Below are 24,432 nucleotides of genomic sequence, written 5' to 3'. Positions count from 1 at the left end.
GTGTCGAGTTGCGCTCCCTAATAGTAACCATTAGCCCTTAGAATATGCAAAGCGCCATAGGACTTGATCAAGACTCGGATTCATGACGATAAGAAAAACCTCTTCTCCCGCCCCGCGGCGGCGCCTGTCGTGGTATGACCCGGCTCTGCGGTCGTGGATTTATCAAGGCCTGATATTGGCCGTGGTGGGTTTTGTCGTCTGGTATCTGGTTTCCAATACCTTGCATAACCTGTCGGCGCGCAATATTTCCTCGGGGTTCGGGTTCCTGCATCGCGAGGCAGGCTTTGCCATAGGCGAGTCGGCAATTGCCTACACGCCCGCCGATACTTACGAGCGGGCCATCTTGGTGGGGCTGCTCAATACGCTCAAGGTGTCGGTCATAGGCATTGTTGCGGCCACCCTGTTCGGGACGATCCTGGGCGTTGCCCGCTTGTCGAAAAATTGGCTGGTGGCGAGGGTGGCCGGCGCCTATGTCGAGATCGTGCGCAATATCCCGCTCTTGCTGCAACTGTTTTTCTGGTATGCCGTTATTACGACAAATACGCCCGGCCCGCGGCAGGCGCTGCACCCCTTGCCGGGTGTTTTCCTGTCCAATCGCGGCTTGAAGCTGCCCACTTTGCACGGTGGGGCTGTCGATTGGATGCTGGGTGGGCTGGGGCTGGCGATTGTGGCGATTATCGTTCTGGGCCATTGGGCCAGGAAGCGGCAAGACGCCACCGGCCGGGTTCTTCCTCTTGGGCGCATCGCTATGGCCATATTGATCGGCCTGCCGGTGCTGGGCTGGTTGTTTAGCGGCGCAAGCCTGGCCGTCGACATGCCGTATCTGAAGGGCTTCAACTTTACAGGGGGCATGACGCTCAGCCCTGAATTTGCCGCCTTGCTTGCGGGGCTGGTCCTGTATACCTCGGCCTTTGTGGCCGAAGTGGTGCGCTCGGGCATCCAGTCGGTCGACCGCGGGCAGTGGGAGGCGGCCGGTTCTCTGGGATTGTCGCGCGCGCGCATGCTGCGCCTGGTCATTTTGCCGCAGGCCTTGCGAGTCATTGTGCCGCCCATGACCAGCCAGTACCTGAATCTCACTAAAAACAGTTCCCTGGCAATCGCCGTGGGCTACCCGGATATTGTTTCGGTGGTGAACACGACGTTGAACCAGACTGGCCAGGCCATCGAGGGTATTCTGATCATCATGGCCGCCTATCTCGTCGTCAGTTTGTCGATCTCGATCTTCATGAACTGGTACAACCAGCGCATTGCGCTGGTGGAGCGCTGAGATGGGCTCGGACCGCGCCGGCGAAATCCCACCCACCACTCATACAGGCGCATGGGCCTGGTGCCGGACCCGTTTGTTTTCCTCGCCGCTAAACGTTGTTCTGACCGTGCTGGTCGCCTGGATGCTGTTGATGTTTTTGCCGGGGGTATTCGAATGGCTATTCATCAGCGCGAACTATACCGCCTCCAGTGCCCAAGAATGTAAGGCCTCAAGCGGCGCGTGCTGGGCGTTTATTGCGGCGAAGCACCGGCTCATTCTGTTTGGCACCTACCCTTACGACGAGCAATGGCGCCCGTTGCTGGCCACGATTATTCTGATTGCGACGATTATATGCAGTTGCCTGCGGCGGTTCTGGCGGCCGGCGCTGGGCCTGATCTGGGTTGTGGCTCTTGGGGCCGTCGCACTCTTGATGTGGGGCGGTGTGCTGGGCTTGTCGGTGGTCGAAGACGATCGGTGGGGCGGCTTGCCCCTGACTCTTATCCTTTCGACATTCGGGATAGCCTTTGCTTTTCCGCTGGGCGTGCTGCTGGCTCTTGGGCGGCGCTCCGACATGCCGGCCGTCAAGGCCTTGTGCGTGATGTATATCGAGCTGATACGCGGGGTGCCGCTGATCAGCCTGCTGTTTATGTCCTCGGTCATGCTGCCCTTGTTTTTGCCCGAGGGCGTCAATATAGACAAACTCTTGCGGGCGCAGATTGCCATCATCCTTTTTGCCGCCGCCTACATTGCGGAAACCGTGCGCGGCGGTTTGCAGGCCATTCCCAAGGGGCAGTACGAAGGCGCCAAATCATTGGGGCTGACCTATTGGCAGTTGATGCGCAAGATCGTTTTGCCTCAGGCGTTGAAGGTAGTTATTCCGCCGCTGGTCAGTATTTTTATTTCACTGTTCAAGGACACGTCGCTGGTCGTCATTATCGGTATTTTCGATCTGACGCAGGCCGCCAAGGCGGCGCTGTCCGACGCGGCGTGGCGCGGGTTCGACATCGAGGCCTATCTGTTCATTGCCTTGATTTATTTCGTGTTCTGTTTTTCCATTTCGCGTTATAGCCAGTCGCTGGAGCGGCGCCTGGACGCGGGATACCAACGCTGAGGAAGACGCGGCATGCCTGATGCCATCATTCGCCTTGAAGACGTCAACAAATGGTATGGCCAGTTCCATGTGCTGCGCCATATCGACCTGACGGTATCGCCGGGCGAGCGCATTGTTATCTGTGGGCCTTCGGGATCGGGCAAATCGACCCTGATACGCTGCATCAATCGGCTCGAAGAGCACCAACAGGGCCGTATTGTGGTCGAAGGCATTGAACTGACCAACGATCTCAAGCAGATCGAGGCGATACGCCGCGATGTGGGGATGGTGTTTCAACACTTCAATCTGTTTCCGCACCTTACCGTGCTCGAAAACCTGACTCTCGGGCCTGTCTGGGTGCTTAAAAAATCCAAAGCCCAGGCCACGGCCACGGCCATGAAGTATCTGGAGCGCGTGCGTATTCCCGATCAGGCGCAGAAGTTTCCGGGCCAGCTCTCGGGCGGCCAGCAGCAACGCGTGGCAATTGCGCGTTCTTTATGCATGGATCCGAAGATCATGCTGTTTGACGAACCCACTTCGGCGCTTGATCCCGAGATGGTCAAGGAAGTGCTGGATGTGATGGTTGGCCTGGCCCAGGAATCCGGCATGACAATGCTTTGCGTGACTCACGAAATGGGCTTTGCGCGCAAGGTGGCCGATCGGGTGATATTCATGGATCAAGGCGAAATCATTGAACAAAACACCCCCGACAGGTTCTTCGATGCGCCGGAAAATGAACGCACCCGCTTATTCTTGAGTCAGATTCTTCATTGAATGGAGCGGGGCGGAAAGGAAAAGGTCTGGAACATCCAGTAAAACTCGCGTTAGTATTGGGGTTTCATTATTTACCTGTCTTTAGTGAGGATACATTCATGCTGCCCAGCCTTAAATCATGGCCTGCAACCATCGTCGCCGGCGTACTTGCCGGCTTGGCGTTCATCAGCGCGGCACCGGCTGTCGCGGCAGATTTCCCCACTCATTCCTTGCAGTTCATTGTTCCGTATTCGCCGGGCGGGCCGCTCGATACGATGTCTCGGCTGTTGGCCCAGAAGGTGCAGCCCGAGCTCGGGCAAACGGTGGTGGTTGAAAACCACCCCGGTGCGGGCGGCAATATTGGCGCAGCCTTGGCGGCAAAGGCCAAACCCGATGGCTATACCCTGGTGATGGGGGCGGTCGCCATCAATGCGATCAACCCCTGGCTGTATCCCAATCTGCCTTTCGATCCGGTAAAGAGCTTTGCGCCTGTGACCCTGGTTGCGTCGGTCCCCAATGTGCTGATCGTCAACAATGCGTTTGCCAAGGCGCATAACATCAACTCGGTAGCCGATCTGGCCGCGTATGCCAAAAGCCATCCGGGCAAGCTGAATTTTGCGTCTGGAGGCAATGGCAGTGCTGGCCACCTGGCGGGAGCCCTGTTCAACGTGCGCATGGGCATCGATACCCTGCACATTCCCTATCAGGGTGCGTCGCCGGCCAAACTGGCGTTGCTGGCGGGCCAAGCCGACTTCATGTTCGACAACCTGGCCTCGGCCGCCGGCCTGATTACCGATGGGAAGGTAAAGGCTTTGGCCGTCACCACGGTGCAGCGTTCGTCCATTTTCCCCAAGCTGCCCACCATGGAGCAAGCGGGGGTGAAAGACTTCGACCTGGGCACCTGGTTTGGCGTATTCGCCACAGGCGGTACGCCCAAGCCGATTATCGATCGCTTGAACAAAGCCTATACCAAGGCGCTCGAAGACCCGGTAGTGCGTAAAAACCTGCTGACCATGGGGTCGGATGCCAAGCCCACGACACCCGAGGCCTTCGCCGAGCTGGTCAAGCATGATCTGGCCAAATACAGGGAGATCGTAAAGGTATCGGGAGCCAAGCTTTTCTAGGCACGAGTGCGAGACGCAAAGTGTCAAGTTCGGTCAATTGACGAAAAATGTAACACCTGTCTGTCGGCTGGCTTGCTAGCATAACAACAGCTTATTCAGCATGAGAGTGCACAAGGAGAACCAAATGAATTTATCTATGCGTGTTAGTCGGACTGCAGCTTGCATTGCGGTGGTGGCGTTGATGGGGGGATGCGCCCAGATGAACGGCATGAGCACTGGCGGCAAAACAGCTGTCGGAGCCGGCACCGGCGCGGTCGTCGGAGCCGGATTGGGCGCTCTCATCGGCAATACCGGAGCTTCCGCGTTGATCGGCGCCGGCATAGGCGCGGTGGCGGGCGGCATCGTCGGCTACAACTGGGCCGGGGTTAAAAACGATGTGCAGAAATCGGGCGCGAGCAATCTGGGTATCGATGTCACCGAGCAGCCCGACGGCACGCTGAAGGTCAATATCCCCAGCAATGTTTCCTTTGATACGGGCCGCTATACCCTCAAGCCGGCCTTGTTGCCTGTGCTCGACAGTGTCGCGCGCGCTTTGGTCCAGCACCCCGAATTGCGCGCCAAGTCGATTGGCTATACCGATAGCACGGGTTCGGCTGCGACCAATCAGACCTTGTCTGTCAATCGTGCGCAAAGCGTGATCAGCTACCTCGGGCAGCAGGGTGTGGGCGCCGGCAGGATGTCTGCGGAGGGCCGTGGGGCCAGCAACCCGGTGGGCGATAACAACACCGTTGCCGGCCGTGCGTTGAACCGTCGAGTCGAGCTGTACTTGTACGCAGTCAAGCAATAACTTCCGGTAGGAATGAATTCGGGCCGCGATAAGCGGCCCGAATTCATTGTCGCGTTGCGCTTCAGGCCTGGTGGTAGATTTCGGCACCCTGCTTGACGAACTCCACGGCTTTTTCCTGCATGCCTTGCTCCAGGGCTTTTTGCTGATCGATGCCCAGTTGCTGAGCGTAGTCGCGCACGTCCTGGGTGATTTTCATGCTGCAGAAGTGCGGCCCGCACATCGAGCAGAAGTGGGCAACCTTCATCGAGTCTTTGGGCAGCGTTTCGTCATGAAAATCTTTGGCGGTATCGGGATCCAGGCCCAGATTGAACTGGTCGTCCCAGCGGAATTCGAAACGCGCCTTGGATAGGGCGTTGTCGCGAATTGCCGCGCCTGGGTGGCCTTTGGCCAGATCGGCGGCGTGGGCGGCGATCTTGTAGGTAATGATGCCGTCCTTGACATCCTTTTTATTAGGCAGGCCCAGGTGTTCCTTGGGCGTTACATAACAGAGCATTGCCGTGCCGTACCAGCCTATCAGCGCCGCCCCGATGCCCGAGGTAATGTGATCGTAGCCGGGGGCGATATCGGTAGTCAGAGGCCCCAGAGTATAGAAAGGCGCTTCGTGGCATTGCTCCAGCTGCAGATCCATGTTTTCCTTGATAAGGTGCATGGGGACGTGGCCCGGGCCTTCGATCATGACTTGCACATCGTGCTTCCACGCAACTTGTGTGAGCTCGCCCAAGGTTTTCAATTCGGCCAGCTGCGCTTCGTCGTTGGCGTCGTAGCCCGAGCCAGGCCGCAAGCCGTCGCCCAGCGAAAAGCTGACGTCATAGGCTTTCATGATGGCGCAGATGTCTTCGAAGCGCTCGTATAGAAAGCTTTCCTTGTGGTGCGCCAGGCACCATTTGGCCATGATTGAGCCGCCGCGCGATACGATGCCGGTCATGCGGTCGGCCGTCATGGGTATGAACGGCAAGCGCACTCCGGCGTGGATGGTGAAGTAATCGACGCCCTGTTCAGCCTGCTCGATGAGCGTGTCGCGAAATATTTCCCACGTCAGGTTCTCGGCTCTGCCGTCGACCTTTTCCAGCGCCTGATAAATCGGCACAGTGCCGATAGGCACGGGGGAATTGCGTATGATCCATTCGCGGGTTTCGTGTATGTTTTTACCGGTGGACAGGTCCATGACCGTGTCGCCGCCCCAGCGTATGGCCCAGGTCATTTTTTCGACTTCGTCGCTAATGCTGGAGCCCAGTGCCGAATTGCCGATATTGGCATTGATCTTCACCAGGAAATTGCGGCCGATGGCCATGGGTTCGATTTCGGGATGATTGATATTGGCCGGGATGATGGCGCGGCCGCGTGCGATTTCGTCACGCACGAATTCGGGCGTAATGGAGGCCGGGATGGAGGCGCCGAACGATTGCCCCGGATGTTGGCGCGACAGGCGTTGGGCGAGCTTGTCGCCGCCTGGGCCAGTCGCGCGCAGGCTTTCCAGATAGTGTTCACGGCGCATGTTTTCGCGGATGGCGACGAATTCCATTTCGGGAGTGATCAGGCCGCGCCGTGCGTAATGCATTTGTGAGACATTTGCGCCGGCACGGGCGCGGCGCGGCGCCCGGCGCAGTTCGAAACGCAGAGATCTCAACGCGGGGTCTTGCAACCGTTGCTGGCCGAATGCGCTGGTGGGGCCGTCGAGCTGTTCGGTATCGCCGCGTTCTTCGATCCAGGCCTGGCGCATGGCCGGCAAGCCCTGGCGTATGTCGATCTTGATTTCAGGGTCGGAATAAGGTCCGCTTGTGTCGTACACCGTGAGCGGCGGGTTTTGTTCGCCGCCGTACATCGTAGGGGTGTCGTCTTGCGTAATTTCACGAAACGGCACGTTGATGTCCGGGCGCGAACCTTGCTGGTAAATTTTGCGTGATTGGGGAAGGGGGTGTATGGCGGCGGCGTCGACTTCGGCGGTGGCGGCCAGAAATTTGGGTGTGGCGTTCAAGATATGCTCCAAAAATAAATTACTGGAGCCGAATTGGGATGGATCTCGTGACGAGTACGCTCCCAGCATCGGCATTATCCGTACTGGTACGAAGGGCTTTTCTCAACCCGTCAGATATGACGAGTACCCCTGCGTGGCACTTAGTATACGGTGTATAGGCCGGCTAAAGCGATGGTCTGATTTATTTGTTTGATAAAGACACAATTAGTGCCGCCACCGTGCTTTCGATCACCGCCCTGTCCTTGCTGGAGAGCGATTGGTAGGATTCGCGTGAAATGGTTTGAAACGGCCACGACGCGGCTGGTTGCGCACGTGCCGAATCGGCGAGCTGATTGCCCGACGGCGGCGGGGCCGGCGTGGCTGCGGACTCTATCGCGCCCACGCCCTGGCTGAGCCACAGTACGTTTACCTGCAGCGCCTCGGCCAGCCTGAAAATCCCTTTGGATTCATGGCGGGTGCCGCTTTCATAATTGGCTATTGCCCCTTGCGACAGACGGCTGGCCTGGGCCAACTGGGCTTGGGTGAGTCCACGCAGGTTGCGCGCGTATTGGAGGCGTTCGGAAAATTTCTTCACATTTGTGATTGAATGGTTTTATTCAATCACGTTGGTAATAATACTAATCACAAATGTGATTATTCGATGTAAATTGGTGCAAATCTGTTTCTGGATCGACTACGCGCTGGTGTGTAAGTGGCCAGTACGGTTTTGTCTTGCCGCCTGGGCCTTGGTCGATCAGGGCTGGGTGTTATCCGGCCCCGACGGCAGTCGTGTAGACCTGACCACCGGCGAGCGGGCGTTTTTGCAGACACTGTTCCTCACGCCCGATCTGCGGGCGCGGCGAGCGGATTTGATGGATGCGATCGATATCAGTTATGCGGCCGCGGTGGGGGCGGGCAAGGGGACTCGGCTGGGACTTCTGGTGAGTCGCATGCGCCGTAAATTTCAGGCGCGCGGCGTGGTCCTGCCGCTCAGGGCCGTCCATGGTTTTGGGTATATGTTTGCGGGCAAAATACGGCCCGCAGCAGCCTGATGGCTCGCGCGCGGGCTTTATTGGTAGCGATGCACCGACAGATCGTCGCAGCGTATGGCGCTTGGGCGTCCCGAGACGATGTCCGATAGTAGCTGGCCGCTGCCGCAGGCCATGGTCCATCCCAGCGTGCCGTGGCCTGTATTGAGAAACAGGTTGCTGATGTCGGTGGCGCCAATAATAGGCGTGCTGTCGGGGGTTTTTGGCCGCAAGCCTGTCCAGAACGAAACGCTGGAGGCATGATAACTGCCCGGGAAAAGGTCGTTTAGCACCATTTCCAGCGTGCCTCGTCTTTTTTCGTTCAGCGATTTATTGAACCCGACGATTTCGGCCATGCCTCCGACGCGAATGCGCTGATCAAAACGAGTGATGGCGATTTTGTAGGTTTCGTCCAGCAATGTGGAGACAGGGGCCGCGGCTTCGTTGGCAACCGGCACGGTGATGGAGTATCCCTTGAGCGGATAAACCGGAATTTTCACCAGGTTTTTCAATAGCGTGGTGGAGTAGGCGCCCAAGGCGACGACGTAGGCATCGGCGCGCAGCACTTCGTGGGTGCATTGCACTCCGGTGACGGTGTTGCCGCTGCGTTCAATACGCTGGATATCGACGCCGTAGCGAAATTCCACGCCTAGATCTTTGGCCAGGGCCGCAAGCCTTGTCGTAAAGAGCTGGCAATCACCGGTTTCGTCGTCGGGTAGTCGCAAGCCCCCCACCAGTTTTTCCTGGCTTGCCGCCAGAGCGGGCTCGATGAGTATGAGGTCTTGCCGCGACAGTTCTTCGTAGGCGACACCCGCTTCGCGCAATACCTGGACGTCTTGTGCGACGGCGTCTACCTGGTGCTGGTTGCGAAAGACTTGCAGTGTGCCTTGTTGCCGGCCTTCGTACTGGATGCCGGTCTGTTCGCGCAGCGCTTGCAGACACTGCCGGCTGTATTCCGATATGCGCACCAACCGTTCTTTGTTGGTGGCGTATCGTGCAGCCGTGCAGTTGCGCCACATTTCAAATATCCAGCGCAGCTGAAAAAGCGAACCGTCGGGCCGGATCGATAAGGGGGGATGCTCTGCGAACATCCACTTCAGCGCTTTGAGCGGGACTCCGGGCGCGGCCCAGGGCGAGGAGTAGCCGTAAGAAACCTGCCCGGCGTTGGCGAAGCTGGTTTCCATGGCCGGGCTGGCCTCGCGTTCCAGAACGGTGACCTCGTGGCCTTGCTTGGCCAGATAATAAGCGCTGGTAACGCCGATGACTCCGGCGCCTAAAACAAGTATTTTCATGGTCCAAGATAAACAATGCGTTAACTTTTGTTATTCTAATGGACATCAAGTAGTTGTATTTACTGAATAAATCGAATATATAGTTGTTATTGCCAGGCACGTCAGTGCTGGCGTCCGGACGCGATCCGGCTTACTGGAGGGAGGTCTTGAGAGTACAACGGTATCCGGTTCACGCGCTCGATCGACTCGATCGGCATATTCTCGATCTGCTGCAGCGTGACGGCCGCATGTCCATGACGGAGCTGGCCGAGGCGGTCGGCCTGACGGTTACGCCGTGCATTGAGCGGGTCAAAAGGCTGGAGCGCGACGGGGTGATCACCGGCTATCACGCTCATGTTTCGCCTGTTGCGCTGGATGCGGGTTTGCTGGTGTTTGTGGAGATTTCCATGTCCAGCAAGTCCGATCGTACCTTCGACGATTTTCGGCGCGAAGTGCTTTACATCCCTCATGTGCTGGAATGCCACCTGGTATCGGGGGATTTCGACTATATGTTGAAGGCACGCATCAAGGAAATCGGCCAATACCGGACGCTGTTGGGGGATATCTTGCTGCGCCTGCCGGGCGTGACCCAGACCAAAAGCTGCGTGGTCATGGAGGAAATCAAGGAGACGCTATTTATAGCCGCGCAAAAATAGGCGCCCACTCGATGGGCGCCTATTCTTTGTGCGTGCGTCGCGCATTTTTAGAACGTAGCGCTGGGCAGTTGGCCCGATCCAGCCAGTTTGGTGTATTCGGCCTCTACTGCTGCGCGAGTCGTGGTGCTGGTCTTGGCGTTAGCCGAAACCGGAGGATAGTCGAGTTCACCGCGGCTGATTGTACCGTCTGCTTCGGCGGCGACCAATTCGGCCTCTACTTCGGCACGTGTTTTGCTACTGGTGCTGGCGATAACGGGGGGGTAATCCAACTCGCCATTGCTTAGTAATCCTTGAGCGCGCGCTTCTTGCAGTTCCGCGACAACTTGTGCGCGAGTTTTGGATGTTGGGACATCGGTCGAGGAGGCCGCTTGAGCTGCGCCTGCGATAAGGGACAAAGAAATCATTAGTGTGCTTGCCAAGGTTTTCATATCAAACTCCGTTTACATTTAAGAAAATCGAATGGGCTTTGTGTTGCCGCGCCTGCACGATGCAAGTTTTAGTCGATGTAAGGAGTGTGTGCTTTTTTTGACCTAGTAAAAACCCTTATTTCTATAAATATATTTCCATCTATGGAATAATCAAAGGAGTATACTGGTTTTTAGTAAAAAACTATTGCTATATTTGGAATAAACAATGGCGACTTCCCTGAACGATATTGCGCTATTTGTCGAAGTGGCCAAGCGCAAGAATTTCAGCCGCGCGGCCGAAGCCCTGGATATGCCGGTTTCTACGCTATCGCGCCGCATCAGTGAGCTGGAGCGTCAGATTGCCGTGCGCCTGCTCAAGCGAAGCACCCGGAAAATGGAACTGACCGAAGCGGGCAGCGTTTATTTCGAGCGTTGCCAACACATTGTTGCGGAGGCGCGTATCGCTCACGAACAATTGCTGGAAGTCGCGCAACAGCCCAAGGGCCGCCTGCATATATCGATGCCTGCCAGTTTTTCGCTGATTTTCATGCCAACCATATTGCGCGATTTTTGTGAGCAATATCCAGACATCGAGTGCCAGCTCGACTTGGGCATCAATCCCATTGATTTGTTGGCGGATTCTTTCGATATTGTGATTCGTTTCGGTTCGCAGCCCGACTCGGGCGTCATTTCGCGTCAGATCGCCAATATGCCGGTTTGCCTGTATGCCTCGTCCGCGTATCTGGCCCGCCACGGGGTGCCTCTGCTGCCCAATGATCTGTCTGGCCATCAATGCCTGCGCTCTGGTGTGGACAAAGAGAGTTCCACATGGGTGCTTACATCTGGGGCGAAGATCGAAAAGGTCTCGGTGTCCGGGCGTCTGGCGATCAATAACATCGTGATGTTGCAGCGTATGGCCTTGCAAGGCATGGGCATTGCCCCCTTGCCGAATCACTGTTCCGGCAACACCGATCTGGCGGAACGCCTGCAGCGGGTTTTGCCCGAATGGGAGTTCAAGCCGATTCCGCTCCTGGCCTTGTTTCCGTCGCGGATGATGCCAGCCAAAGTTCGTGTATTCATCGAATTTCTGCAGGCCAGCCTGGCGGTTTTGCAGGCACGGGAAAAGCGCCCGTTAAAAGCGATTTGACGTGTGGGATGCCTGGCTTGTTTCTGATGCCTGCGCCCTTACGAAAACCATGTTGTCGCGGTGCATGAGTTCCTGATCCGACATGCTGCCCAGGATTTCAGGGATGCGGCTGCTGGGCTGGCGCATGATGCGGCGTGTGTCGGTGGATGAATAATTGATCAGGCCGCGACCACACTCCACGCCGTGTTGATCCACGCAGGCGACGACGTCGCCGCGTTCGAATTCACCTTCTACAGCGGTCACCCCAATCGACAGCAGGCTTTTATGGTTCTGCATGAGGGCGCGTACCGCGCCCACGTCCAGCGTAACGCGCCCGCGCAGACGCAGATGGTTGGCAAGCCACCGTTTGCGGGCGGAGCGCACCGGCAAAATGGCCCTTAATTCGCTGCCTATGCGCTCGCCCTTTGCCAGTCGTATGAGCACATCGGGCTCGCGTCCGGAGGCTATTATCGTATGGCCGCCGCTATTGGCGGCTCGTTTGGCAGCCAATACTTTGGTGAGCATGCCGCCGGTGCCGATGCCGCTTCCCGCACCGCCCGCCATGGCTTCCAGTGCAGGGTCGCCGGCCTGGGCAACCGAGATGAACTCGGCGTCGGGGTTTGTGCGCGGGTCGGCACTGTACAGGCCGCGCTGGTCGGTCAGGATAATTAGCGCCGCGGCTTCGATCAGGTTGGTAACCAGCGCGCCGAGGGTGTCGTTGTCGCCCAGCCGGATTTCGTCTGTGACCACGGTGTCGTTTTCGTTGACGATGGGCACCACGCCCAGCGACAGCAGGGTGTATAGCGTGGTGCGGGCGTTCAGGTAGCGGCGCCGGTCGGCCAGGTCTTCGTGGGTCAGCAGGATTTGGGCCGTGCGTATATTGTGTTTGGCGAAGGCGACCTCGTAGGCCTGTATAAGCCCCATCTGGCCTACGGCTGCTGCGGCCTGCAGTTCGTTCATGGTGTGGGGGCGCTGGGTCCAGCCCAGGCGCGCCATGCCTTCGGCGATGGCGCCGCTCGAGACCAGAACAATCTGCCGGCCTTGTGCATGCAATGCGGCAATTTGCGCCGCCCATTGGGCAACGGCGACCAGATCGATGCCCTTGCCTTCGTTGGTGACGAGCGAAGAGCCTACTTTAGCGACAAGGCGCCGTGCTTTGGCAACGGCGGACGTGGCGGGGATGGCGACAGACATGGATTGGGGCCAGCGTATGAAAGTTGAAAAATATCAGTCCTGATTTCTGAAACGTGGGTCGTCCAGATCTTGCTTGGGCGGCGGACTGGGTTCGCTATCGTTGCGGGTGTCGTCAAACCGGGGATCTTCGGCAATATAGGTGCCGTCGGCCTGGTCCTGCGCGAGGTGAGCCCGGTTGCGTTCCGCATCAAGCCAATCTTGCAGTTGCCAGATAAGTTCCTGGGTGCCGTCGCCGGTCAGGGCGGAAATGCTGAAGACCGGGCCGGCCCATTCCAGGGCATCGCAAAAGCGCTGTTTGAGCTGTTCGGGGTCGGCCACCATGTCGAGCTTGTTCAGGACCAGCCAGCGCGGCTTGGCGTAAAGTTCGGCGTCGTACAGCCGCAGCTCTTCGACGATGGCCCGGGCGTTGGCGACCGCCTGCTCGATCGGGTCGGCATCGGGGTCGGGCGACGCGACATCAACCAGGTGCAGCAGCACGCGCGTACGGGCCAGGTGGCGTAGAAACAAGTGCCCCAGGCCGGCGCCTTCGGAAGCGCCTTCGATCAGGCCCGGTATGTCGGCCACGACGAAGCTGCGCGAAGGGGAAGTGCGCACCACGCCCAGGTTGGGGTGCAGCGTAGTGAACGGGTAGTCGGCGATTTTGGGCCGTGCGTTGGAGATTTTGGTGATGAGCGTTGATTTGCCGGCGTTGGGCATGCCCAGCAGGCCGACATCGGCCAGCACTTTGAGCTCGAGGCGCAGCTTGCGTTGCTCGCCTTCCTTGCCGGGCGTCCATTGACGCGGGGCACGGTTGGTGCTGGATTTGAAGTGCAGGTTGCCTGCTCCACCTTCGCCGCCCGCGGCCAGCGTCACCTGTTCGAGATGGCGATCCAGATCGAACAGTTGTTCTCCGGTTTCGGCATCTTGCACGATGGTGCCTACCGGTACGCGCAAGGTGATGTCGGGCGCGGCGGCGCCGTACTGATCGGAACCCCGGCCGTTTTCGCCGTTTTTGGCGCGGTGCAGGCGCGCATAGCGGAAGTCGATCAGCGTGTTGATGTTGCGGTCGGCTACGGCATAAATGCTGCCTCCGCGCCCGCCGTCGCCGCCGTCCGGGCCGCCTTTGGGAATGAATTTTTCGCGGCGAAAGCTCGCGGCGCCATTGCCGCCCTTGCCGGCGATGACTTCGATGGTTGCTTCGTCTACGAATTTCATGATTATGTGATCTATGTGGGGTGTGCGGCTTGCAACAAGGCTCGCGAGCGTGGCCTGACTATTCTAAAACAAAAGGCCCTGCCTCTACGGCAGGGCCTTTGCTGGCAAGCAGGCCAAGTATTACTTGGCCGTAACCACCGATACGGTGGGCTTGTTCAGCGCGCCTTTGACGGCAAACAACACCTTGCCTTCGACCAGCGAGTACAAGGTGTGGTCCTTGCCCATGCCGACGTTGACGCCGGGATGGAAGCGCGTACCACGCTGGCGCACGATAATTGCGCCCGGCAGGATGTTCTCGCCGCCGTAGGTTTTAACGCCTAACCGTTTGGATTCTGAGTCGCGGCCGTTATGGGTTGATCCGCCGCCTTTTTTGTGTGCCATGTTTAGCTCCTGCTATACAAAACCGTTGAATCGAGATTTAAGCCGTAACGGCTTCGATGCGAAGTTCGGTGTAGTTCTGCCGATGGCCCTGACGCTTTTGATAATGCTTGCGACGGCGCATCTTGAAGATCTTGACCTTGTCGTGCCGGCCTTGTGCAAGAACGGTTGCCTTGACCACGGCGCCGGCAACCAAGGGCGTGCCAATTTTCAATTGGTCGCCTTCGCCTACCGATAAAACCTGGTCTAGCGTAATTTCTTGCCCAATGTCTGCCGGTATCTGTTCTACCTTAAGTTTTTGACCTGCGGCAACGCGATACTGCTTGCCACCGGTTTTTATGACCGCGTACATGTGGGAATACCTCAAAAATATAGCTTGGCAAAATGCCAAGCCGTACATATTAGCGTGATTTTGCTTTTTAAGTCAAGGCGTTGCGGCTTTTCGCAAGGCCGGCCTATGACCGGTAATCTGCGTTGATGCTGACATACTCGTGCGAGAAGTCGCAGGTGTAGACGGTGTCGGACACATTGCCGCGTCCCAGGCCGATACGCACCAGGATCTCGGGTTCCTGCATGACACGCTGGCCATCGGCTTCTTGGTAGTCGGGGTGGCGCCCACCCTGGCTTGCCACTAATACGTCGCCCAGCCAGAGGTTGATTTTACTGACATCCATATCGGCGATGCCTGCGTAGCCGATGGCGCACAGAATGCGCCCGAGGTTGGGGTCGGACGCGAAGAAAGCGGTCTTGACCAAAGGCGACTGGGCTACGGAATACGCTACTTTCAGGGCTTCTTCGGTATTTTTGGCCTGTTCGACCCGGATGGTCATGAATTTGGTGGCGCCTTCGGCGTCGCGGATGATTTTTTGGGCGAGTTCGGTTGCCGCGCTGGCCAGGGCCTCGTAGAGCGCCGGATAAAGCGGATCGGTGTCCACTTCGATACGCAAGCCCGCTTGGCCCGTGGCCATGATAATGAAGGAGTCGTTGGTCGATGTGTCGCCGTCGACGGTAATGCGGTTGAACGAGCGGTTGGCGATGGCGGCAGCCGCTGTTTTAAGAAGCGCGGGCGCCACGCCCGCGTCGGTCGCCAAGTAACCCAGCATCGTGGCCATATTGGGGCGGATCATGCCCGCACCCTTGCTGATTCCCGTAATGGTGACGGTTTTTCCACCGATGTCCAGGCGCCGCGATACGATTTTGGGCTGCGTGTCGGTGGTCATGATGCTGTGCGCCGCGTCGAACCAGCGGTTCGTGCCAAAGCTGCCCACGGCTTGCGGCAAAGCGGCGGTCAGACGGTCGATGGGGAGGGGTTCGAGGATCACGCCGGTGGAGAAGGGCAGAATCTGCTCGGCCGCAACGCCTAGAAGCCCTGCAAGCGCCGTGCAGGTCTGGCGGGCCGCCTGCAGGCCGGGCTCTCCGGTGCCGGCGTTGGCATTGCCGGTATTGACGACCAGCGCGCGGATACCTTTTTCGTCTGCCAGATGGCTTTCGCAGATTTGCACGGGGGCAGCCCGGAACCGGTTCTGGGTAAATACGCCTGCAACGGATGCGCCGGGGCAGAGGCGAAACACGGTCAGGTCGTTTCGATTTGTCTTGCGTATGCCGGCCTGGGCAATGCCGATTTCGATTCCGGCCACGGGGAAGATGTCGGATTCGGGTGGAATGTGCAAATTAACGGTCATGGCGGTTGGCTCGACGGGAATAGGGCGACGGTGCAAGTAGAAGAGAAAGAGCCGAAATTTTAACAGGGTCGCAAAGGGCGGATTGATGGCCGTTGTGGCCGCCGCGAAGGGCATCCGCAACGGGATGGCACCCACAAGGGGTGCCGCTACATGAACGGTGGGCAGGTATTTGTAGCGGCAGCCCTTGTGGCTGCCATCTCCGCCCCATCCAACCGCCCCCTCTAATTACGCTTGCTTCGGCGCGGCTGGGTTAGCAGCTTCAGTTCGCCCAAAGCCTCGAACAAGGCTTTGCTGCTCTTTTCCGACAAGCCGCCCAGCAAGCCTTGAATCCATTGTTCGTGGGCCTGGGCCATTTTTTTGAAGATGCGCTTGCCTTTACTGGTCAGCCTGATGAGCGAACTGCGGCGATCGGAGGCGACCTTGACGCGTTCGACCAGGCCTTCCTTCTCGAGCTGATCGGTAATGCCGGTGATATTGCCGTTGGTCACCATCATGTGGCGGGAAAGTTCGCTCATTTTCATGCCCGCGGGCTCGCGCAGCAGTTGCGCCATCAGGTCAAAGCGCGGCAGGGTGGTTTCGTACCCGGTGCGCAGCCGGCTGCGGATTTCGCTCTCGATCAGGTTGCAGCACGTCAACAGGCGCAGCCAAAGCCGCAAATCGTGGTGGTCTTCCGGAACGGTCCGGCTCTCCAGATCTGGAATGGGTTCCGGTTCGATCGCTTCAGGGACGGTATCGCTCATGGTTTTATCGAAAAATCTCTGGGTGGCGGCCGCGGGTGCAATGGCGTATTGCCCGCATCGCGAGACACCTATTATTAAAACGTGTCCGGCCTATGGAACGGGCCCGAAATTGCGTTGTTTCAATTAAAACAGCTTAAACCTTAAAAGTGAATATGTTCCAACCTTAAACTAAATTTTCAAAAAAGGCTTGCCGCCTCTTTTTTTTAGCTATATAGTTTAAGCCTAAACTATATACAGGATGAAAGCGAGGCTGCATGACAGGCCCGAGGACGCAGAGCCTGTTTCAGAAGCCTTGTGCGTGGACTGGCAGGACGCCCGGAGAATCTTTATGAAAATCGTATGTATAGGCGGTGGCCCGGCAGGCCTGTATTTTGGTTTGCTGATGAAGCTGGGCGACCCTCGCCACGAGGTGACGGTGGTCGAGCGCAACCGCCCGTACGATACGTTTGGCTGGGGCGTGGTGTTTTCGGACGCGACGCTGGCAAACCTGAAAGAGGCCGATCCGGTGTCGGCCGCTCAGGTGAGTGCGGCGTTCAATCACTGGGATGACATCGAAATCCACTACAAGAATCGCAGCCTGCGCAGCAGCGGCCATGGGTTTATCGGCATCGGGCGCAAGAAGCTGCTCAACATTCTGCAGGCGCGCTGTGAAGAATTGAATGTCCGGCTGGTATTCGAAACCAATGTGACCGACGACCAGGCCCTGGCCGAAAAGTATCAGGCCGATCTGGTCATTGCCTCGGATGGCTTGAATAGCCGCGTGCGCACGCGCTATGCCGACGTGTTCAAACCCGACATCGATACGCGTTTATGCCGATTTGTATGGTTGGGAACCAAACAGACCTTTGACGCTTTCACGTTTGCCTTTGTGCAAACCGAACACGGCTGGTTCCAGGCCCATGCCTACCAGTTCGAGGCCGGCATGTCGACGTTTATCGTCGAAACATTGGACCAGACCTGGAGGTCTGCCGGGCTCGATTCCATGAGCCAGGAAGAGGGCATCGCCTATTGTGAAAAACTGTTTGCGCACTGGCTCGATGGAAATCCGCTCATATCCAATGCCACCCATCTGCGCGGCGCGGCGATCTGGATCCGTTTTCCGCGGGTTATTTGCCAGACGTGGGTGCACGAGCAAACCCTGTCCGATGGGCGGCGCGTCCCGATTGTGCTGATGGGCGACGCGGCCCATACCGCCCATTTTTCAATCGGCTCGGGCACCAAGCTGGCTTTGGAGGATTCGATCGAGCTGTGCCGCTCGATCAGCGGCCACAACAATGATCTGCAAGCGGGCTTGCGCCACTATCAGGAAGTCCGCAGCGTCGAGGTGCTGAAAATCCAGAACGCGGCGCGCAATTCTACCGAATGGTTCGAAAACGTGCAGCGTTACGCCAATTTCGAGCCCGAGCAGTTTGCTTACTCGCTGTTGACGCGCTCGCAGCGTATTTCGCACGAAAATCTGCGCTTGCGCGATACCGGCTGGATCGAGGGGTACGAGCGCTGGATGGCAAAACGAGCCGGGGTTGAGTCGATAGAAGGGCAGGTCATGCCTCCCATGCACACGCCTTATACGGCGCGTGGGGTCACATTGAAAAATCGCGTGGTCGTGTCGCCGATGGCCATGTATTCCAGCGTTGACGGCGTGCCGGGCGATTTTCATCTGGTGCATCTGGGTGCGCGCGCCATGGGCGGCGCGGGGCTGGTGATGGTTGAAATGACCTGTGTATCGCCCGAGGCGCGAATTACTCCGGGGTGTCCGGGCATGTGGAACGACAGGCAGGCCGAAGCGTTTGCGCGCATTACCGATTTTGTGCACCGGAATACCAGCGCGAAGATAGGCATACAGCTGGGCCATGCGGGGCGCAAGGGCTCCACCCGTGTCAGTTGGGAGGGCACCGATCTGCCGCTGCCCGCGGGCAACTGGCCTTTGGTATCGGCCTCCGCCATCCCCTATATCGAGGGTGTGTCGCAAGTGCCGCAAGCCATGACGCGCGGGCAAATGGATCAGGTGCGCGACGAATTCGTGGCGGCCGCCCGGCGCGTGCAACAGGCCAATTTCGACTGGCTTGAACTGCATTGCGCCCACGGCTATCTGCTGTCCAGCTTTATTTCACCCCTGACCAATCAGCGCACCGACGAGTACGGCGGTTCTTTGCAAAACCGCTTGCGATATCCACTGGAAGTTTTCGAGGCCGTCCGTGCGATCTGGCCGGAAAACCTGCCGATGTCAGTGCGCATTTCGGCCCATGACTGGGTCGAGGGTGGGATTACCGCCGACGATGCCATCGACATAGCGCGCAGCTTCAAGGCGGCGGGCGCCGATATGGTCGATTGTTCGTCGGGGCAGGTGAGCAAGGCGGAAAAGCCGGTGTTTGGCCGTATGTACCAGACGCCGTTTTCGGATCGGGTCCGCAACGAAGCGGGTGTTCCGACCATGGCTGTGGGCGCTATTTTCGAGGCCGATCACGTCAACAGCATCATAGCTTCGGGGCGCGCCGACCTGTGCGCGCTGGCCCGCCCGCATTTGGCCGATGCCGCCTGGACCTTGCGTGAATCGGCGCGTATCGGTTTTGTCGACGTGACGTGGCCGAAGCAGTATTTCCCGGCCAAGCGCCAGCTTGAAACCAATTTTGAACGAGCGGCGGCGTACGCGCAGCCGGTGGGGAAATGATGCCGGCTCAAACCCAAACCCCGTCTCTGGACAAACGTCATGCCTTGGTCACCGGCGCCTCGCGCGGCATCGGTTATGCGGTCGCGCAGCAGTTGCTGGCGCAGGGTGCGCGCGTGACGCTCATGGGCCGCGGCGAGGCGGCGCTTGAGCACGCCCGGGCCAGCCTGGCCGCGTTGGGCGAAGTCGCCGTCGTGAGCGGCGACGTTGCGCAACAACACGATGTACAGCGCGCCTTTGCGGCGGCTCGCGCGCGCTTTGGCCCGATAGACATATTGGTCAATAACGCGGGCCAAGCCGTGAGCCAGCGCTTCGATCGTCTGGACGAAGCCGCCTGGCAACAGATGCTGGCGGTCAATCTGACCGGCACGTTTCATTGCATGCAGGCGGCTTTGCCCGACATGCTTGGGCAACGCTGGGGGCGCATTGTCAATGTGGCCAGCACCGCCGGTTTGATCGGTTATGCCTATGTCAGCGCCTATTGCGCGGCCAAGCATGGGGTGGTGGGCTTGACGCGCGCACTGGCGCTCGAAGTCGCCCAAAAGGGTGTGACGGTCAATGCGGTGTGTCCGGGTTATACCGAAACCGACCTCGTGCATGAGGCCGTCGCCAATATCGTCAGAAAGACAGGCATGACGCCGGACCAGGCTCGCGACCATCTGGCCCAGCGCAATCCCCAAGGCAGGTTGGTGCAGCCCGCCGAGGTCGCCGGCGCGGTCGTGTGGTTGTGCCAGCCAGGCGCGGGTGCGATCAATGGACAATCGATTCCCGTCGATGGCGGGGAAGTGATGGCGGGCTAGCCTCGCCGACCACACCAGGAGAATATGCGTGGAACAGACAGTACATACCATGGCGCATCACAAGCGCCCTTATGCCGGCTACCAGGCAAAGAATTTTCTGTGGAAGGCTTCCGGCGATGGCAAGGTGGCCACCATCACGCTGAATCGGCCCGAGCGCAAGAACCCGCTGACCTTCGATTCCTATGCCGAGTTGCGCGATCTATTCCGCGGCCTGGTGTACGCCACCGATATCAAGGTTGTCGTGATCGCGGGCGCGGGCGAAAACTTTTGTTCGGGCGGCGATGTTCACGAAATTATCGGCCCGCTTACGCAGATGACCATGCCCGAACTTCTCGACTTTACGCATATGACCGGCGATCTGGTCAAGGCGATGCGGGCCTGCCCTCAGCCGATTGTGGCCGCTGTGGATGGAATTTGCGCGGGCGCGGGCGCGATGGTCGCGCTGGCCTCGGACATGCGCATCGGCACGCCGGCCGCTCGCACTGCGTTCTTGTTTACGCGAGTGGGTCTGGCGGGCGCGGATATGGGCGCCTGCGCCTTGCTGCCGCGCATGATCGGCCAGGGGCGGGCCTCGGAGCTGCTGTATACGGGTCGCGCCATGACGGCCGCCGAAGGTTTGAGCTGGGGCTTTTTCAATAGTCTGCAAGCGTCCGATGCGGTCGTGGGCGCCGCTCAGGCCCTGGCGCGCCAGTTGGCCGACGGCCCGACGTTTGCGCATGGCGTCACCAAGAAATTGTTGCATCAGGAGTGGGCCATGGGCGTGGACGAAGCCATCGAGGCCGAAGCGCAGGCGCAGGCCATTTGTATGCAGACCCGGGATTTCCGGCGCGCCTACGAGGCGTTTGTCGCTCGGCAAAAACCGGTATTCGAGGGCGACTGAATGAACGACACAAGCTGGCTGGAATGGCCGTTTTTTGATGCACGCCACGCCGAACTGGCCGAACAGCTCGACGCGTGGTGCGCCAGCACCCTGGCGCGTGTCGATCATCGCGATACCGATGCGGCGTGCCGTCAACTGGTGCGCGAGCTGGGTGAGGGCGGGTGGTTGCGCATAGGCGTGCCGGCCGGCCCGGATGGGCGCTGGGGCGGACGCTCGCCCGCCATCGATTCGCGTTCTTTGTGCATTGTGCGCGAAACCCTGGCGCGTCACGATGGCCTGGCCGATTTCGCATTTGCCATGCAAGGCCTGGGTAGCGGCGCGATTTCGATCGCCGGCAGCGATGCGTTGCGAATGAGCTATCTGCCCAAGGTCGCCAGCGGCCAGGCGATTGCCGCCTTTGCCTTGTCCGAGCCCGAGGCCGGCTCGGACGTGGCCGCCATGGCTTGCGAGGCCCGTCTTGACGGCGACGCCTACGTGCTCAACGGCCGGAAAACCTGGATATCCAACGGCGGGATCGCCGATTTTTACTGCGTATTCGCTCGCACCGGCGAGGCGCCGGGCGCCCGCGGCATTAGCGCCTTTGTGGTCGATGCCGATACGCAGGGTCTGACGATCGCGGAGCGCATCGACGTGATAGCTCCGCATCCGTTGGCAACACTGCAGTTTGATCAGTGTCGGGTTCCGCTCTCGCATTGTCTGGGTGATCCGGGCCAGGGCTTCAAGATTGCCATGATGACGCTCGATATTTTCCGCGCCTCGGTCGCGGCCGCGGCTTTGGGGTTTGCGCGCCGGGCCCTGTATGAGGCGGTCGCGCGCGCCCGGTCGCGCCGCCTCTTTGGCGGCACGTTGGGCGATTTGCAGTTGACGCAGGCGGCCCTGGGCGATATGGCCACGGAGATCGATGCGGCAGCCTTGCTGACCTATCGTGCGGCGTGGCTGCGCGACGTCAAAGGTGTGCGTACCACCCGCGAGGCGGCCATGGCGAAAATGGCGGCGACCGAATCGGCCCAGCGCGTCATAGACCGGGCGCTGCAAATGTTTGGGGGAGCGGGCGTCGTCAGCGGCATGCCTGTTGAAAAACTGTATCGGGAAATTCGCGCCTTGCGGATATACGAAGGGGCAACCGAGGTGCAGAAGCTGATTATTGCGCGCGAGCTTTTGAAAGACGCGTAGACGCCGGGAGTTCGCGACGGTGGTGAATGACTAGGAGATGAAGATGGAAATATCGGCACATGTAGATACCTTTGCGCGCGATCAGTTGCCGCCATTGGAACAGTGGCCGGAACTTTTGCTCGACGGTAATCCGGACGTGGCCTATCCGCCTCGCGTGAATTGCGCCGTCGAGTTGGTGGATGCTCAGGTGGGGCGGGGGATGGGCGAACGCATTGCCTTGCGCTGGCGCGAGGGCGATGCGCGTCGAAGCATGACCTATTCCGACCTGATGGCATTGACGAACCGGATTGCGCGGGTATTGACCGAAGATATGGGCTTGCAGCCCGGCAATCGGGTTTTATTGCGCGGGCCCAACAACGTGATGATGGCGGCGTCGTGGCTGGCCGCTGTCAAGGCCGGTTTGGTGACTGTGCCCACAATGCCTTTGCTGCGCTCTTCCGAATTGAAGCCGATTATCGCCAAGGCGCAGATCCAGGCTGTGTTGTGCGATCAGCGCCTGGGTGAAGAGTTGGCGCATTGCCTGGATCCCGAACACCCCGATTTTTGTTCCCAGATCAAGCAGGTTCGCTATTTTCACGACGCAGGCCCGGAGTCGCTCGATACGCTGGCCGCCGCCAAGCCGGCGCAATACAGGGCTTGCGATACGGCGGTCGACGATGTCTGTCTGGTCGCCTTTACCAGCGGCACGACGGGTAAGCCCAAGGGTTGCATGCATTTCCACCGTGACGTGCTGGCCATGTGCGATACCTTCTCCAGGCACACCTTGCAGATGGCGGCCTCCGATGTGGTGTGCGGCACGCCGCCGCTGGCTTTCACGTTTGGCCTGGGCGGGCTGTTGTGCTTTCCCTTGCGGGCGGGGGCCTCGGCGGTGTTGACCGAGCGCCTCACGCCCGAAGAAATGCTGGCGACAATCCAGGATTTCGGCGTAACCATGACATTTACCGCGCCCACCTTTTATCGCCAGATGGCGGCGTTGGTGGGCAAGTACGATCTGACCACGCTGGCCAAGACGGTGTCGGCGGGCGAGGCCCTGCCCGATGCCACCCGTCAGCTTTGGAAGGAGGCGAGCGGGATCGAAATGATCGACGGCATAGGCGGCACGGAGATGATTCACGTGTATGTGTCCAGCGCCGGCGACCAGGTGCGCCGCGGCTCCATAGGCCGTGTGGTGCCGGGTTATGTGGCCCAGGTGGTCGACCAGGATTTCAAGCCTGTTCCAAGTGGCGTGGTAGGCCGTCTGGCGGTAAAGGGGCCTACCGGTTGCCGTTACCTGGCCGACGAGCGGCAGCGCGTCTTTGTACAACAGGGCTGGAACCTGCCCGGCGATACCTTCGTCATGGATGACGATGGTTATTTGTACTATCAGGCGCGCAATGACGACATGATTATTTCGGCAGGCTACAACATTGCAGGCCCCGAGGTGGAGGACGCCTTGCTGCGGCACGAGGCCGTGGCCGAGTGCGGCGTGGTGGGCCACCCCGACCCGGACCGGGGCAATATTGTGGCGGCCTATGTCGTGCTGAAGCCCGGTTTTGCGCGCGATGCGGCGATGGTCAAGCTGCTGCAGGAACATGTCAAATCGGCGATCGCGCCTTACAAATACCCGCGCGCCGTCGAATTCGTCGATCAGCTGCCGCGCACCGAAACGGGCAAGCTGCAGCGCTTCATGCTGCGCAGGAAATCGTGATTGCCATTATCTGATAAGGAAAATTGAATGAACAATTTGCAACCTCCCGGCTGGCTGGCGCCGCGCGGCTACGCCAACGGCATCATGACCGAAATGACGGTGGGCAGCCGTTTGCTGTTCGTGGGTGGGCAGATCGGCTGGAACGGCCAGCAGCAATTCGAAACCGACGATTTTGCCGAGCAGGCCGGCCAAGCCTTGAAAAACATTGTGGCGGTTCTCAAAGAGGGAGGGGCCGGGCCCGAGCACATTACCCGGATGACCTGGTATGTATGCGATAAGAGCGAGTATGTGAATGCCCTGCGCGATGTGGGCCGCCATTATCGGGAGGTCATAGGCCGCCATTTCCCGGCGATGACGGCGGTCGAGGTCGCCGGCCTGGTCGAAGACCGCGCGCGGGTCGAAATCGAGGTCACTGCAGTGGTGCCGGCGCCGGTCGTCTGATTTCTAGCGCATTTTTGGTCAAACGGTATACCGCACAGGATGTTTTGGTATTTGGCTGGACGTTTGGGTATCTGAAGACGCCGTCTATGGGGGCCGGGGCGGGGCCGGCACGGCGTGCTTGATCCGGATCTGCCTCGTCCAGGCGGGCGTCGGGCC

Annotated in this window: 24 protein-coding genes; 14 read left to right on the top strand and 10 right to left on the bottom strand. The window is 59.2% G+C overall.

The window, feature by feature from the left end; all coding sequences use genetic code 11:
* The first annotated feature begins 82 nt into the window (after nucleotides 1–82).
* The 5 genes from EDC26_RS19120 (at nucleotide 83) to EDC26_RS19100 (ending at nucleotide 5,000) form a co-directional block, all read left to right on the top strand.
* Entirely contained in the window at nucleotides 83–1,267 is a 1,185-nt protein-coding gene (locus EDC26_RS19120; RefSeq protein ID WP_132585976.1) for an amino acid ABC transporter permease, read from the top strand.
* A gap of 1 nt (nucleotide 1,268) precedes the next feature.
* On the top strand, nucleotides 1,269–2,357 hold the full coding sequence (locus EDC26_RS19115) for an amino acid ABC transporter permease (protein ID WP_132585973.1): 1,089 nt from the start codon (nucleotides 1,269–1,271) through the stop codon (nucleotides 2,355–2,357).
* Between the two features lie 12 nt (nucleotides 2,358–2,369).
* Nucleotides 2,370–3,110 carry an amino acid ABC transporter ATP-binding protein gene (locus tag EDC26_RS19110; protein WP_132585970.1) on the top strand — a complete coding sequence of 247 codons (741 nt, stop codon included), beginning with the start codon at nucleotides 2,370–2,372 and terminating at the stop codon, nucleotides 3,108–3,110.
* A gap of 98 nt (nucleotides 3,111–3,208) precedes the next feature.
* The gene (locus tag EDC26_RS19105) at nucleotides 3,209–4,213 is read left to right on the top strand and encodes a Bug family tripartite tricarboxylate transporter substrate binding protein (protein ID WP_132585967.1); all 1,005 of its coding nucleotides are present in this window, start codon (nucleotides 3,209–3,211) and stop codon (nucleotides 4,211–4,213) included.
* Nucleotides 4,214–4,337: 124 nt separating this feature from the next.
* The gene (locus EDC26_RS19100) at nucleotides 4,338–5,000 is read left to right on the top strand and encodes a YiaD family glycine zipper/OmpA-like lipoprotein (protein WP_481859727.1); all 663 of its coding nucleotides are present in this window, start codon (nucleotides 4,338–4,340) and stop codon (nucleotides 4,998–5,000) included.
* Between the two features lie 61 nt (nucleotides 5,001–5,061).
* On the opposite strand, the gene thiC is transcribed toward EDC26_RS19100, so the two are convergent.
* Nucleotides 5,062–6,975, bottom strand: coding sequence for a phosphomethylpyrimidine synthase ThiC (gene thiC / locus EDC26_RS19095; RefSeq protein WP_132585964.1), 1,914 nt, complete (start codon nucleotides 6,973–6,975; stop codon nucleotides 5,062–5,064).
* Between the two features lie 181 nt (nucleotides 6,976–7,156).
* Entirely contained in the window at nucleotides 7,157–7,549 is a 393-nt protein-coding gene (locus EDC26_RS19090) for a helix-turn-helix domain-containing protein (RefSeq protein WP_165931073.1), read from the bottom strand.
* Nucleotides 7,550–7,625: 76 nt separating this feature from the next.
* Here EDC26_RS19090 and EDC26_RS19085 point away from each other — a divergent pair, with 76 nt between their 5' ends.
* Nucleotides 7,626–8,006, top strand: a complete 381-nt coding sequence (locus tag EDC26_RS19085; protein ID WP_132585958.1) for a helix-turn-helix domain-containing protein — start codon at nucleotides 7,626–7,628, stop codon at nucleotides 8,004–8,006.
* A gap of 17 nt (nucleotides 8,007–8,023) precedes the next feature.
* Here the strand turns inward: EDC26_RS19085 and EDC26_RS19080 are convergent, their stop codons facing one another.
* On the bottom strand, nucleotides 8,024–9,274 hold the full coding sequence (locus EDC26_RS19080) for a D-amino acid dehydrogenase (protein WP_132585955.1): 1,251 nt from the start codon (nucleotides 9,272–9,274) through the stop codon (nucleotides 8,024–8,026).
* Nucleotides 9,275–9,420: 146 nt separating this feature from the next.
* On the opposite strand from EDC26_RS19080, the gene EDC26_RS19075 reads away from it, so the two are divergent.
* A complete protein-coding gene (locus tag EDC26_RS19075; RefSeq protein WP_132585952.1) occupies nucleotides 9,421–9,909 on the top strand; it encodes an Lrp/AsnC ligand binding domain-containing protein in 489 nt (162 codons plus the stop codon).
* A gap of 47 nt (nucleotides 9,910–9,956) precedes the next feature.
* Here EDC26_RS19075 and EDC26_RS19070 read toward each other — a convergent pair whose 3' ends face one another.
* Nucleotides 9,957–10,337, bottom strand: coding sequence for a DUF4148 domain-containing protein (locus EDC26_RS19070; protein ID WP_132585949.1), 381 nt, complete (start codon nucleotides 10,335–10,337; stop codon nucleotides 9,957–9,959).
* A gap of 205 nt (nucleotides 10,338–10,542) precedes the next feature.
* Here EDC26_RS19070 and EDC26_RS19065 point away from each other — a divergent pair, with 205 nt between their 5' ends.
* The gene (locus tag EDC26_RS19065) at nucleotides 10,543–11,463 is read left to right on the top strand and encodes a LysR family transcriptional regulator (RefSeq protein WP_132585946.1); all 921 of its coding nucleotides are present in this window, start codon (nucleotides 10,543–10,545) and stop codon (nucleotides 11,461–11,463) included.
* Here the strand turns inward: EDC26_RS19065 and proB are convergent.
* From proB to EDC26_RS19035, 6 genes are all read right to left on the bottom strand, one after another.
* The gene (proB, locus tag EDC26_RS19060) at nucleotides 11,449–12,636 is read right to left on the bottom strand and encodes a glutamate 5-kinase (protein ID WP_132585943.1); all 1,188 of its coding nucleotides are present in this window, start codon (nucleotides 12,634–12,636) and stop codon (nucleotides 11,449–11,451) included. The genes EDC26_RS19065 and proB overlap by 15 nt on opposite strands.
* Before the next feature lie 33 nt (nucleotides 12,637–12,669).
* A complete protein-coding gene (gene obgE / locus EDC26_RS19055; RefSeq protein ID WP_132585940.1) occupies nucleotides 12,670–13,830 on the bottom strand; it encodes a GTPase ObgE in 1,161 nt (386 codons plus the stop codon).
* 120 nt (nucleotides 13,831–13,950) lie between these two features.
* Nucleotides 13,951–14,211: a 50S ribosomal protein L27 gene (gene rpmA, locus EDC26_RS19050; RefSeq protein WP_132585937.1), complete on the bottom strand. Its 261-nt coding sequence runs from the start codon at nucleotides 14,209–14,211 to the stop codon at nucleotides 13,951–13,953.
* Nucleotides 14,212–14,248: 37 nt separating this feature from the next.
* Nucleotides 14,249–14,560 carry a 50S ribosomal protein L21 gene (rplU, locus tag EDC26_RS19045; protein WP_113933035.1) on the bottom strand — a complete coding sequence of 104 codons (312 nt, stop codon included), beginning with the start codon at nucleotides 14,558–14,560 and terminating at the stop codon, nucleotides 14,249–14,251.
* Between the two features lie 103 nt (nucleotides 14,561–14,663).
* Nucleotides 14,664–15,890 carry a bifunctional glutamate N-acetyltransferase/amino-acid acetyltransferase ArgJ gene (gene argJ / locus EDC26_RS19040; RefSeq protein ID WP_132585934.1) on the bottom strand — a complete coding sequence of 409 codons (1,227 nt, stop codon included), beginning with the start codon at nucleotides 15,888–15,890 and terminating at the stop codon, nucleotides 14,664–14,666.
* Between the two features lie 221 nt (nucleotides 15,891–16,111).
* Entirely contained in the window at nucleotides 16,112–16,630 is a 519-nt protein-coding gene (locus EDC26_RS19035; RefSeq protein WP_132585931.1) for a MarR family winged helix-turn-helix transcriptional regulator, read from the bottom strand.
* 328 nt (nucleotides 16,631–16,958) lie between these two features.
* Here EDC26_RS19035 and EDC26_RS19030 point away from each other — a divergent pair, with 328 nt between their 5' ends.
* Genes EDC26_RS19030 through EDC26_RS19005 form a run of 6 tightly spaced genes read left to right on the top strand, consistent with a single transcriptional unit; the run spans nucleotide 16,959 to nucleotide 24,276 of the window.
* Complete coding sequence (locus tag EDC26_RS19030; protein WP_132585928.1) at nucleotides 16,959–19,298, top strand: bifunctional salicylyl-CoA 5-hydroxylase/oxidoreductase; 2,340 nt, start codon at nucleotides 16,959–16,961, stop codon at nucleotides 19,296–19,298.
* Nucleotides 19,295–20,095 carry an SDR family NAD(P)-dependent oxidoreductase gene (locus tag EDC26_RS19025; RefSeq protein ID WP_243700984.1) on the top strand — a complete coding sequence of 267 codons (801 nt, stop codon included), beginning with the start codon at nucleotides 19,295–19,297 and terminating at the stop codon, nucleotides 20,093–20,095. The genes EDC26_RS19030 and EDC26_RS19025 overlap by 4 nt, the downstream gene beginning before the upstream one ends.
* A 49-nt stretch (nucleotides 20,096–20,144) precedes the next feature.
* Nucleotides 20,145–20,975, top strand: a complete 831-nt coding sequence (locus EDC26_RS19020; protein WP_165931074.1) for an enoyl-CoA hydratase family protein — start codon at nucleotides 20,145–20,147, stop codon at nucleotides 20,973–20,975.
* Entirely contained in the window at nucleotides 20,976–22,148 is a 1,173-nt protein-coding gene (locus tag EDC26_RS19015; protein WP_132585922.1) for an acyl-CoA dehydrogenase family protein, read from the top strand.
* 43 nt (nucleotides 22,149–22,191) lie between these two features.
* Nucleotides 22,192–23,835 (top strand): AMP-binding protein, encoded by a 1,644-nt coding sequence (locus tag EDC26_RS19010; protein WP_132585919.1) that lies wholly within the window; start codon nucleotides 22,192–22,194, stop codon nucleotides 23,833–23,835.
* 27 nt (nucleotides 23,836–23,862) lie between these two features.
* Nucleotides 23,863–24,276 (top strand): RidA family protein, encoded by a 414-nt coding sequence (locus EDC26_RS19005; RefSeq protein ID WP_132585916.1) that lies wholly within the window; start codon nucleotides 23,863–23,865, stop codon nucleotides 24,274–24,276.
* Nucleotides 24,277–24,432 lie beyond the last annotated feature (156 nt).

It is taken from the genome of Paralcaligenes ureilyticus (genome assembly GCF_004346225.1).
Classification (GTDB): domain Bacteria; phylum Pseudomonadota; class Gammaproteobacteria; order Burkholderiales; family Burkholderiaceae_B; genus Paralcaligenes; species Paralcaligenes ureilyticus.
This window is presented reverse-complemented; position numbering and strand designations above follow the sequence as displayed.